We start from the raw sequence: 11875 nt of genomic DNA, 5'->3' as shown, positions 1-11875 counted from the left end.
TTAGAGTAGAGTACAACGAACCAATAACTAATGAACGTAAAGAATACAAAGCGCATTTTACTTTAAAACGATAAAATGTAGATGTGATAAAAATAAAAAGCCTGAGCAATTAAATGCTCAGGCTTTTTTTGTAATCTTAAGTCATAACTATACTAATAAGAGTCGATCTGTGACGGTTACAATAGTCAGAAATTCATTATGTAAAAATGATGAACTTGGGTTGTATAACAAATTTAAACAACAGATAATACTATTTATTTAGTTGTGAAATAAATTACTAACTCATAGAATTATGAAGTTTTACACAATTAAACCTAATGTAAGTAGTAGAATACTTTTTGCATCGAGTAAAGCAATCTTATAGACAATCTTTTTTATATAAAATTGGCACTTGTAATAGGTTTGGTTAAGTAGTGATGTCTAAACAAGAAAGCCTGAGCAATTAAATACTCAGGCTTTTGTTGTGTATTGCAAGTTCTGTTATATATTAAAACCTAACGTTAATATAAAATCTGTGTATTTAGATTTAATTGAAGCTGCATCTGTAAGTCCTATATTATATAATTGATAGTTGATTTCACGTTCAGATTGGCTAAATGCTAAATCAATATTAAAATCACCAAAATTATATCCTAAACCTAAGGAATAGCCGTTTAAATCACCATAAAAATCATTATCCTTATAAGGACTTTCTTCAAAACGATAACCTCCTCTAAAGCTAAGTTGTTTGTAGCGATATTCTCCACCTATTTTATAAGAAGTGGCTGTGTCTAAAGTAGCATTTATTTCATTGTTTATTGATGAAAAATACGAATCAGATGTTGGTCTAAACTTTATATTACTGTAATCTTTTATAGCATAATCAAAGCTTATTAAGCCCTTCTTTCCAAAAACATATGCTAAACTTCCTGTAAGTTTTCCTGGTGTTTGTAATTTGTAATCTTCGTATATGTTTATAATATTTGGATTTACTATTTGGTTAATAGGTACTCCTCCTTCTATTCTAGTTGTGGCTAAATACTGTGAAGTTTCTTCAGAGACTCTATACCAAGTTGGTGAGTTATATGATAATCCCACTCTAAATGCTTCAGTAATCTTAGCAATAGTTCCTAATTGAAAAGAAAACCCACTTCCTGTTGTTCGTAAATTATTTTCAAAATTTACGTTTGTAATTGTAGAACTTGCATTTGAGTTAGACTCATCAAGAAAAGTAGAGCGATCGTAGTTTATAAAATGTGAGTTCAAGTTTAATCCAAAATAAAACTTGTCATTATAGCTTGTTGCAAAATTAAATGCTAATTTTCCGTTGTAACCTGAACTAGCATAGGAGTAATGCTGATTGTAATTTCCGCCTTTAATAGCTGAAATATAATTGTTTGTAGTGTCATCTTCATCAGGATTTATGATATAGCCTTCATATCCTAAAAATGCTTGTTGATTTTGAAAACCGTATATAGAGCCAATTTCAGAATAAGCTTGAGATAAAGATTCTCCCGGTAAAGCAGAAATATCATCTAAAGGTTGTCCATTAGCATTCTCAACGAAGTAATCACCAATTGTATTATTTGGATTTACTCCTCTAGCAACCCAATCATTATCAAAGTTTGTAGAACTATCATAAGCAACGCTTAACGAGAATTTTTTCCAAAGTGAATTTGAATTCACATTATTAAAAACAAACACAGCACCTAATTGATTTAAGTCAATGGTTAAATCTGATGATGAATTATTCTCATTAAAATAACTGATATCATTACTCTTATTAAATAAGCCTACAGATAATGAGGCATGACTGTTATTAAAAATAGCAGAACTTGCTGGATTAATATTAACACTAGACATGTCTCCTCCTAAGGCTCCAAAAGCACCACTCATGGCTTTAAAACGAGCTGTTCCTTGAATTTCATCCATAGAATATCTTACTGCGTCAGTAATGTCTTGTGCTACAATATAGGATGTGCTTATTAAGCCTACGCCTAATAACATAAGTAATTTTTTCATAAGTAATTTTTTAAATTTAGGAATCAAATATAAGTTTATCCTCTGCCACGTCTACTGCTAGATGAGCTGCTACTAGAAGACCTAGAACTTCCTGATGATCTTACGCTGCCAGATGAAGACCTAGAGCTGCTAGAACTAGAGCGAACAGAACCAGAAGATCTTGTGCTTCTTGTAGGCGTAGTTGCTCTAGTATTTGATCTTGTTGACCTTGTTGTAGAAGGTCTAACTCTCGTGTTTGAACTCGATCTAACTGTACGTGTAGGCCTAGTTGAACTTGAGTTTCTAATTGTCCTAGTTGAAGAATTAGAAAATGTTCTTGTGCTTCTAGTACTTCTAGTGGCATTACTAGAGTTTAATACTCTACGAGTAGAATAATCTCTTCTTGATAGTGCAGAATTACTTCTGCGAGAAAGTGTAGAAGTGTTTCTACGGCTTAAGTTATTATTATAAAGTAATGATCCTCTTCTAGAGTTGCTGTAAGCATATCTATTGGTGTTTCTGTAGTAATTATTATTCCAACCCCAATTGTTATGACCGTAGCCGTAAGCATAACCGTAATTGTAGTACCAAGGAGAGTGGTAGCCATAACCATAAGCCCAATGGCTATTCCAACCCCAATTATTATACCTGTATCCCCAAGGACGTTCCCAACCATAGTAACCATAGCCAAAACCAACATTCCACATCCATGGATTGTTGTAACCATACCAACCATTGTCGATGTAATTAATGGTTATAGTGTTGTTGTCTTGTCCCCAACCACCATAAGCTGGTCGTTGTTCTAAAGTATCTTGAGCAGTTTCAACATAGTTACTTTCATAGGAGTCTATATCTGTAAATACTTCACTTTCCTCTTTTATGGCTTCAATTTCTGCTGAATTTTCAGCAAAATAATTTTTGTAATAATTAGAGTCATTAGTCGAAGTTGTCACGACAGGTTCGTCGGTTTCTTTTTCATATTCTTCAGAAGAATAGATGCCGTCATTGTCGTATCCAGAATATTGAAACGACCCACAAGAAGTTAACACAGTCGCTAAACCAAGTGCAACAAAAAATGGCAATTTTTTAATTATAATAGTTTTAAATTGCATATCTCTTTTTTTTTATTGTTGAACATAGCAAAAATAGTTAGTTTTGCTGAACTATTTAATACATTTAACATAAGCACAATATTTGTGCCAAAACACTTAAAATGAGCAAAAATCTTACGAGTAGAGCTGAAGATTATTCAAAATGGTACAATGAATTGGTTGTAAAGGCTAATTTAGCAGAAAATTCTGCTGTAAGAGGCTGTATGGTTATAAAGCCGTACGGTTATGCCATATGGGAAAAAATGCAAGCTGAATTGGATCGCATGTTTAAAGAAACAGGTCATGAAAATGCATATTTTCCATTGTTTGTTCCAAAAAGCTTATTTGAAGCAGAGGAGAAAAATGCTGAAGGTTTTGCTAAGGAATGTGCTGTTGTTACACATTATAGATTGCAAAATGATCCAGACAACGAAGGGAAGTTACGAGTAGATCCTGAAGCTAAACTAGAGGAAGAGCTAGTTGTTAGACCAACAAGTGAAGCTATTATTTGGAATACCTATAAAGGATGGATTCAAAGTTATAGAGATTTACCAATTTTAATAAATCAATGGGCTAATGTGGTACGCTGGGAAATGCGAACACGTTTATTTTTAAGAACGGCCGAATTTTTATGGCAAGAAGGACATACGGCTCATGCCACAAAAGCAGAAGCATTAGTTGAAGCAGAACAAATGAATGATATTTATGCAGAGTTTGCTGAAAACTTTATGGCTATACCTGTTATAAAAGGAGTGAAAACAGAAAGTGAGCGTTTTGCAGGTGCTGTAGAAACGTATTGTATTGAAGCATTAATGCAAGATGGAAAAGCGCTTCAAGCTGGTACATCTCATTTTTTAGGTCAAAATTTCGCAAAAGCATTTGATGTTAAGTTTACCAACAACGAAGGTAAACTAGATTATGTTTGGGCTACATCTTGGGGAGTTTCAACACGATTAATGGGAGCGTTAATAATGACGCATAGTGATGATAAAGGTTTGGTGTTACCACCAAACTTAGCACCATCTCAGGTCGTTATTGTACCTATTTATAAGACTGATGAGCAATTTGAAGCAATTACAGAAAAAGCTGAAAGTATAATTAAAGAATTAAAAGCATTAGGAGTAAGCTGTAAGTTTGATAAAAGAACAACTCATAGACCAGGAGCAAAGTTTGCGCAGCACGAATTGCAAGGTGTGCCTTTAAGAATTGCCATAGGTCCAAAAGATTTAGAAAATAATACCATCGAATTGGCAAGAAGGGATACCTTAACTAAAGAAATTGTTCAGATGGATGGTTTGGCTTCAAAAATAAAAGAGCTTCTTGAGGTAATTCAAAATGAATTATTTCACAAAGCTTTAAATTATAGAGACGAGCATATTACTGAAGTAAATGATTTTGAAACTTTTAAAGCGGTTTTAAATACAAAAACAGGATTTATTTCAGCCCATTGGGATGGTACAGCAGAGACTGAACAAAAGATAAAAGAGTTAACAAAAGCAACTATTAGATGTATACCTATGAAAAATAAAAAAGAGGAAGGAACGTGCGTATACAGCGGGAAACCATCGATTCAACGTGTGCTTTTTGCCAAGGCATATTAATTTTTTTAAAAAAAAATTACTTAGGTGTTGCAGAATTTAAAAATAGTTGTATTTTTGCAACCGCAATGGAAACGTTGTCGGTTCATTTAAATAATAAAATAACCAAAATGGCCCGTTCGTCTATCGGCTAGGACGCATGGTTTTCATCCATGTAAGAGGGGTTCGATTCCCCTACGGGCTACAATTTTTAATAAGAAAGAATATAATGGCAAATCATAAGTCAGCTTTAAAGAGAATTAGAAGTAACGAAAAAAGACGTGTACTTAATAAATATCAGCATAAAACAACTCGTAATGCTATAAAGAAGTTACGTGAAATTACTGATGCTAAAGAAGCGCAAACAATGTTGCCTTCTGTAATTAGTATGATTGATAAGTTAGCTAAAAAGAATGTGATTCATTCTAATAAAGCTGGTAACTTAAAATCGCAGTTAACTAAACATGTTGCTACAATATAATTTTAGATTCTACTAAGATATTAAAAAGTCTTTCCTTTTTTGGAAAGACTTTTTTTATTTTCAATGTTTTTAGTCTTGTAAAATTATAAAGTGTTGCGATTATGTAAAACTATTTATCAGTAGCACTATATTAAGTTTAAGGACGTTTTAAAGTCTGTTGGCTTGGCTTGTTCCAAACACAAGCAATGTGGCTTAAAACTAAGGATAAATTGTTTTATTTTTTACGCTAGCAATGTGATTTTGCTTTTGTAGGATGCCCTTTTATGGTAATTTGATTTTAGGCTTACCATAAAAGTTTTAGATAATTATTGTGCTACTAGGTCTTCCGTTTTCCATAAACTAGGTAATATACGTTTATTACTAGCCTAATTACACATATTTGCTAAACAGAGTATTTCTCATCGGTCTAAAATTTTTGAGTGTCAGTTTTGTTGACTCCAAAATGTTTTAAAAGCTATTATAATTGTTGAAGGATTATTATTTCCTGTCTTTAGGTAATTATATTGTAAAACCACAATTCTATTTGTGTCTACCTAGTTTTATAAGGTTTAAAACATAGAAATTAATCGCTATACTAACAGATCGCTAAACAAATAAAATGTGATCAAGTTTTTTAAACTATCTTTGCAGTCTAAAACATATTGAATGCACAAAGCAGGTTTTGTAAATATTATTGGTAATCCTAACGTTGGTAAATCTACGTTGATGAATGCTTTTATAGGTGAAAAATTATCTATTATAACATCAAAAGCACAAACAACAAGACATCGAATTTTAGGTATTGTAAATGGCGAAGATTTTCAGGTGATTTTAAGTGATACACCAGGTATCATTAAACCAGCATATGAGCTACAAGAGTCTATGATGGATTTTGTAAAATCGGCTTTTGATGATGCAGATGTATTAATTTATATGGTTGAAATAGGTGAGAAGGAGTTGAAAGATGAAGCTTTCTTTAATAAAATCACCAATTCAAAGATTCCTGTTTTATTATTGTTGAATAAGATTGATTCCTCTAATCAAGAACAGCTTGAAGCACAATCGGAATTATGGCAAAGTAAAGTTCCAAATGCTGAGTTTTTTCCTATTTCTGCAACCGAAGGGTTTAATGTTCAGAATGTATTTGATAGAATCATTGAATTATTACCAGAGTCTCCTGCGTTTTACCCTAAAGATCAATTAACAGATAAACCAGAACGTTTTTTTGTTAACGAGGCCATTAGAGAAAAGATCTTAATACATTATAAAAAAGAAATTCCGTATGCTGTAGAAGTTGATACTGAAGAGTTTTTTGAAGCGGATGATATTATAAGAATGCGTTCTGTAATTATGGTTGAAAGAGAGACTCAAAAAGGAATTATTATTGGACATAAAGGCTCGGCATTAAAGCGAGTAGGAGTAGAAGCACGTAAAGATTTAGAAAAATTCTTTGGTAAACAAGTGCATTTAGAATTGTATGTAAAGGTGAATAAAAATTGGAGAAGTAACCAGAACCAACTAAAGCGTTTTGGCTATAATCAACGGTAAGTTCTAAGAGTCTTTTTCATAAAATCATGTAATTTATACATTTCTGGTTTTCCTTTTGAACGTCCAATTCTACCAGCAAAATATAATACAATCCATATTAGAATCATAAAAAGCATTAGAAACAGCTGTATCGCATAAGTGTTTCCTAAGCTTATGTTTGTATATGCCCAAATTCCAAAACCTAGAAAAAGAGCAGCGACTATAAAGTGAAAAAACATAAACATAGTCCAAACGGTTGGGTTGGGTCCAAAAAGACCATGAACTATTGTTTTATCTTTTCCTTCTTCATTAATTTCTAAATGCAATTGAGGCGACCAAAAATGTTGGTCTTTTTTTGGGAATTTTATAAAAACGTGATCGTCAATCCTAGAAACAATAAATTCTGTTTGGTTAGTTTTTGTTTCGTCAAAACCTTTTAGTAATTTTTCGTTATGAGTTGTTACTTCAAATTTAAAACGAGGCCTTAATACGATTTCATTGGAAAGTGCCATAATTATTGTGAAACAGAGTGTTTCCTTTATTTTAAAATAAGGAATTCACAACGTCTGTTAATTGAAAATTCTGTTTCTGTACAATTTTCGCCACAAGGTACTAATGGTTGTGACTCTCCATAACCTTTAGATGTTAAACGCGCTCTTGAGATTCCGTTTTGTACTAAATATTCTAAAGTTGCTCTTGCACGTTTTTCAGATAAGTCTAAGTTAAATTCAAAGCCTGCTCTAGAATCTGTATGTGCTCCAAGTTGTATTTCCATTCTTGGGTACTTTTTAAGTAAATCTACCAATACATCCAAGGTTCTTGCAGCTTGTGGTTTAATGTCCCATTTCGCAAAGTCGAAATAAATATTTTCTAACTCAATAAAAGTGTTACCAAATTCATCATCAGTTACAATTTCTTCAGCATCTTTATAAGATTCTATTTCAAGCTCAATATTAAATTCGATGTTGCCTTTATCATTAGTGTCAAAAAATTCAATTTGAGGAATATATTTAGGTTGAAAACCTTCAACAGAATAATTTTGATTTGGCTTAGTTGTCAACTGATATTTTCCGTCTTCACCCACTATAACTTCACTTATTACATTTCCATCTTCATCAAATAAAGTTACGGTTGTATTAGGTAAAATTTCACCTGTTACCTTGTCTGTAACTAAACCTTCAATGGTATAAGTTCTTTCGGTTTCAATGCGTTTAAAAGTATATATATTATCTTCACCAGATCTATTAGAAGATATGTATCCAGTGTTTAAAGAATCGATTACGACAAATGCGAAGTCATCTTTTTCAGTATTAATAGATTCACCTAAATTAAGTGCATCGAGGTATTTATCATTATTTATGCTACTCGAAAATACATCTAAACCACCAAAACCATTTTTTCCATTAGAAGCAAAATAAAGAGTGCTATCTTGAGCAATAAAAGGAAACTGTTCTCTACGAACAGTATTAATGTTTGCACCTAAGTTAACAGGTTCACCAAAAGAATTGTCTCCTAAGATATCTACGTAGAAGATATCAAAAGAGCCCATAGTATTTGGCATATCACTAGCGAAGTATAATTTTGTTTCATCACTATTTAAAGCAGGATGCATAGTAGAGTAGGTGTTACTAGAAAAGGGTACAGGTTCTACATTTGTCCATTTATCATCAACTAGTTCTGCTTTAAAGATACTAACAACAGCAATTTTTGTAGAATCTAAATCAATTCGATTTTTGTGATTTCTAGAAAAATACATGGTTTTACCATCTTTGGTAAATACGGCATTACTTTCATGCTGTTTTGAAGTATTTATATTTTTATTAAAAGGTTGTATGCTATCCAATGTTATAGAATTTCCGACAGTTACTTTACCTTCATATAAATCTAAATACGGTTTGCTATTCCATTTGTAATTTGGATTTTTTAAATTTTTTGTTGAAGAAAAAACGATTTTATCTCCATAAATACCAACTCCAAAATTTGAACCTCCAATATCTTCTGTAATATTCTTTAATTCATATTCATAAGGAATAATACGTTTTAACAACGATTTAAAACTTTTGGTATTAATAGGGTTGTTTAAATAAAGAGATGAAATTTCATCTGATTCTTCGTATTTTCTGGTTCCTTTTAATACATCAAAATACTTGAAATAAAATGCTTCAGTGAGTTCCGTATCATTTTTTAAATCATAAACTTGTTTGTAGGCTTTATAAGCACGATCAAATTCAGAGTTATAATAATAACAGTCTCCTAGCTTTTCTAAATTAACTGCTGTTTTTGGAAGTTCCGAATAAATCTCAGCAGCTTCAACATATGCTCTATTTTCGTAAAGCGCATCAGCTTTACTAGATTGTGAAAAGCATAGATTTCCTGTAGTTAAAACAGCAAATAAGATATATAGTTTAAACGTTTTCATTTGTCTTTAATTAGAAAAATCTTGGCGATTTGTCGTAGCCTTTTCCGAGTTTACCAATGTTAAATAATAGCATTATTTCGTGTGATCCCGAATTAAATCTACCTAAATTAGATATTGTATGGTCGTAGGCATAACCAATACGTATGGCGTCAGTCATTGAAAAATTAACCATACCAACGTAAGAATCATCAAAGCGATAGCCAGCACCAATTTCTACCAAATTATCAATTAAAACATTTGCATTTAAATCTATAGATAAGCGTGCGCCATTGACATGCTTTGCCATAAAAGAATGCTTAAACTTAAAAGTATCATTTAAATCTATGACATAACCACCAGTGAAAAATACATGTATATTTTTTTTACCTTGAGATATAATTCCGCTATCCTCTTCAAGGTATTTTGTTTCTAAAAGATTTGGTGCAGATAAGCCTAAATAATAATGATCTGAGAAAAAGAATAAACCAGCTCCAACATTAGGAATAACTCGGCTTATATTTTCTGCAAAGGCCGGATCTGGTAAAGGGTCAGAATATACAAACCCATCAAAATTGGTACTGTAAAAAGTAGCGCCAGCCTTTATCCCAAAGGATAATTTTGTGTTTGCACTTACAGGAACCACAACAGCTATATCTGCAAAAGCACTTGTTTGTTTTACAACGTCACCAATTTCATCATGTACAACAGATAAGCCTCCTTCTACGTTATCTGTAATTGTAGAGTGAACAAAATATGTTCCGGTTGTTGGTCCACCAATAGATCGAGCCCACTGCGTACGATAAAGTAGGCCAAGATTCATCATAGAGTTGTCATCTGTAGCATAACCAGGATTTATGACACTCATATTATACATATATTGGCTGTATTGAGGATCTTGTTGTGCGTGCAATTTCAACCCTAAAAAAAGAGTTGTTATGGCAATGCAATATGTTGTTATTTTACTTATCATTTTAATATGTCGTAAATTATCTACTTAGATACACTCTACCTTGTATTGGTTCCGTTTTTCCATCATTAAATTCTAAGATATAAAAATATACTCCAACAGGTAAAACAGTATTGTTGTTTTTCCATGTTCCGTCCCACTTAGGAGAGTCTTTATCGCCTTCGTAAAGTATATTTCCATATCTATTATAAACGCTAAGTTTAAAGTTAGGATAAAGTTCGTCTAAGTAAAGAATATCAAAAACAGGATTAATATGGTCGCCATTTGGAGAAAAACCATCTGGTATTACAATGCTTTTTACACATTCAATAAAACTAATAGTTACTTCTAATCTTATACTTGTTTCACAATTATTTTCTGTTCTAAATGCTCCATAGTATATAATCCCTTCTTGTAAAGCATCTGTATCAGCATAAGGTATACCTCCAATAGCTTGATCGTACCATACAATTGAGTCGCCTACATTTATATTGTTAGAAATGTTGTTGGATAAATCAGCAATGGTTGGATTATCTTCTATACAAAACTCTGTGCCGTTGTCAATTAATTCTGGTGTTGGTGGATCTTGTACTATTATCTTATATGGTTCAACAGTATTAGTAATTGCACTACAAGTTTGGCCAAGTACATATAATTGAGTCAGAGTAACCATAGTAATTCCAGGGTTTGGTAATAGTGTTTGTGGAATTATAAATGTTGAGTTTCCATTTACTACAGAAATTGCAGCAGTATTTACAGAAGCGTTAGCTTCACTAAGTTGATATACTATAGAATAATCACCATCTGGTAATTGATTAGCTCCACTAATAATAATTTCGGCATCTTGAAGACCTAAACAAATAAAATTGTTATCCATAGAAAGCTCTAGTCCTGTAACGTCTGGAAGGTCTAGTATTGTAACAGATACATTAGCAGAAGCTGTTAAGTTACATTCTGTTGATGTTACGGTATAGGTGTATACATCAGCAGTATCAACTGTAGGGTCAAACACTCCAGTTCCACTAGCAAGTGCAGGTGTCCATATCCCGCCAGTTTGTGGGGAACCACCTAAACTATCAAATAGATCTACAGAGTTTGTATCATCGATACATAAATTAAGTGTGTCATCTAATCCAGCATCTGGTACTTGAGTAAGTGTTACAACAACATTAGCAGTTGCATCAGGACAAGTTGAATCTGTACTAGAAACAGTATACGTATAGGTATCAGCAGTGTCTACCGTTGGGTCAAATACTCCAGTGCCACTTGTTAATGCAGGAGACCAAGTACCACCTGTTTGTGGAGTTCCTCCTAGACTATCAAATAAATCTACAGGTGAAGCATTACTACAAAACTCAATAGTACCATCTGTACCAGCGTCATTTGCAGTTGAAATAGAGACTGTTACTGTCGCAGAACTAGTTCCACATGAATTATTTATAGTATAAGTATAAATATCAGCGGCATCTATAGCTGGATCAAACATTCCTGTTCCACTGGCAAGAGCAGGAGACCAAACTCCCCCTGTATCTGGAATTCCTTCTAAGTAATCAATTAAATCAACTGAACTAGAATCGCTAGAACACAAATCTAGTGTACCATTAGTTCCAGCATTTGGTGCTTGAGTAAACGTTACAACAACATTAGCTGTAGCATCAGGACAGCTTGAACCTGTACTAGAAACAATATATGTATAGGTATCAGCAGCATCAACCATTGGGTCAAATACTCCTGTCCCACTTGTTAATGCAGGAGACCAAGTACCACCTGTTTGTGGAGTTCCTCCTAAGCTATCAAATAAATCCACTGCAGTATCTGTATTACAAAGCTCTAATGTGCCATCAGTTCCGGCATCATTTGTATTAGATAAAGAAACTGTTACTGTAGCTGAACTAT

At 32.8% G+C, this 11875-nt stretch carries 9 protein-coding genes and 1 tRNA gene; 4 read left to right on the top strand and 6 right to left on the bottom strand.

The window, feature by feature from the left end:
- Positions 1-480 precede the first annotated feature (480 nt).
- Positions 481-2001: an OmpP1/FadL family transporter gene (locus ABD730_RS17285; RefSeq protein ID WP_344716135.1), complete on the bottom strand. Its 1521-nt coding sequence runs from the start codon at positions 1999-2001 to the stop codon at positions 481-483.
- 35 nt (positions 2002-2036) lie between these two features.
- Entirely contained in the window at positions 2037-3092 is a 1056-nt protein-coding gene (locus ABD730_RS17280) for a hypothetical protein (RefSeq protein WP_344716134.1), read from the bottom strand.
- A gap of 101 nt (positions 3093-3193) precedes the next feature.
- On the opposite strand from ABD730_RS17280, the gene proS reads away from it, so the two are divergent.
- From proS to era, 4 genes are all read left to right on the top strand, one after another.
- Positions 3194-4672, top strand: a complete 1479-nt coding sequence (gene proS / locus ABD730_RS17275) for a proline--tRNA ligase (RefSeq protein ID WP_334471810.1) — start codon at positions 3194-3196, stop codon at positions 4670-4672.
- Between the two features lie 109 nt (positions 4673-4781).
- A tRNA-Glu gene (locus tag ABD730_RS17270) sits at positions 4782-4853 on the top strand.
- A 24-nt stretch (positions 4854-4877) separates the two neighbouring features.
- Entirely contained in the window at positions 4878-5129 is a 252-nt protein-coding gene (rpsT, locus tag ABD730_RS17265; RefSeq protein ID WP_215925541.1) for a 30S ribosomal protein S20, read from the top strand.
- 645 nt (positions 5130-5774) lie between these two features.
- Positions 5775-6656 (top strand): GTPase Era, encoded by an 882-nt coding sequence (gene era, locus ABD730_RS17260; RefSeq protein WP_344716133.1) that lies wholly within the window; start codon positions 5775-5777, stop codon positions 6654-6656.
- On the opposite strand, the gene ABD730_RS17255 is transcribed toward era, so the two are convergent.
- The 4 genes from ABD730_RS17255 to ABD730_RS17240 form a co-directional block, all read right to left on the bottom strand.
- A complete protein-coding gene (locus tag ABD730_RS17255) occupies positions 6647-7147 on the bottom strand; it encodes a GTP-binding protein (protein ID WP_334471168.1) in 501 nt (166 codons plus the stop codon). The two genes, era and ABD730_RS17255, sit on opposite strands and share 10 nt — an antisense overlap.
- A gap of 26 nt (positions 7148-7173) precedes the next feature.
- Positions 7174-9054 (bottom strand): OmpA family protein, encoded by a 1881-nt coding sequence (locus ABD730_RS17250; protein ID WP_215925538.1) that lies wholly within the window; start codon positions 9052-9054, stop codon positions 7174-7176.
- 10 nt (positions 9055-9064) lie between these two features.
- Positions 9065-10003, bottom strand: coding sequence for a PorP/SprF family type IX secretion system membrane protein (locus tag ABD730_RS17245; protein ID WP_344716132.1), 939 nt, complete (start codon positions 10001-10003; stop codon positions 9065-9067).
- A 16-nt stretch (positions 10004-10019) separates the two neighbouring features.
- Positions 10020-11875 (bottom strand): T9SS type B sorting domain-containing protein (locus tag ABD730_RS17240; protein ID WP_344716131.1); only part of this gene is annotated, 1856 nt, incomplete at its 5' end.

The sequence above is a fragment of the Winogradskyella damuponensis genome (genome assembly GCF_039538385.1).
Lineage (GTDB): Bacteria > Bacteroidota > Bacteroidia > Flavobacteriales > Flavobacteriaceae > Winogradskyella > Winogradskyella damuponensis.
Note: the sequence above shows the minus strand (reverse complement) of the source record. Positions and strands in the feature narration are given on the sequence as shown.

What these genes read in the sequence shown, in the direction of transcription:
- ABD730_RS17285 (WP_344716135.1), bottom strand. Translation starts at nt 2,001, where the DNA reads ATGAAAAAATTACTTATGTTATTAGGCGTAGGCTTAATAAGCACATCC.
- ABD730_RS17280 (WP_344716134.1), bottom strand. Translation starts at nt 3,092, where the DNA reads ATGCAATTTAAAACTATTATAATTAAAAAATTGCCATTTTTTGTTGCA.
- proS (WP_334471810.1), top strand. Translation starts at nt 3,194, where the DNA reads ATGAGCAAAAATCTTACGAGTAGAGCTGAAGATTATTCAAAATGGTAC.
- rpsT (WP_215925541.1), top strand. Translation starts at nt 4,878, where the DNA reads ATGGCAAATCATAAGTCAGCTTTAAAGAGAATTAGAAGTAACGAAAAA.
- era (WP_344716133.1), top strand. Translation starts at nt 5,775, where the DNA reads ATGCACAAAGCAGGTTTTGTAAATATTATTGGTAATCCTAACGTTGGT.
- ABD730_RS17255 (WP_334471168.1), bottom strand. Translation starts at nt 7,147, where the DNA reads ATGGCACTTTCCAATGAAATCGTATTAAGGCCTCGTTTTAAATTTGAA.
- ABD730_RS17250 (WP_215925538.1), bottom strand. Translation starts at nt 9,054, where the DNA reads ATGAAAACGTTTAAACTATATATCTTATTTGCTGTTTTAACTACAGGA.
- ABD730_RS17245 (WP_344716132.1), bottom strand. Translation starts at nt 10,003, where the DNA reads ATGATAAGTAAAATAACAACATATTGCATTGCCATAACAACTCTTTTT.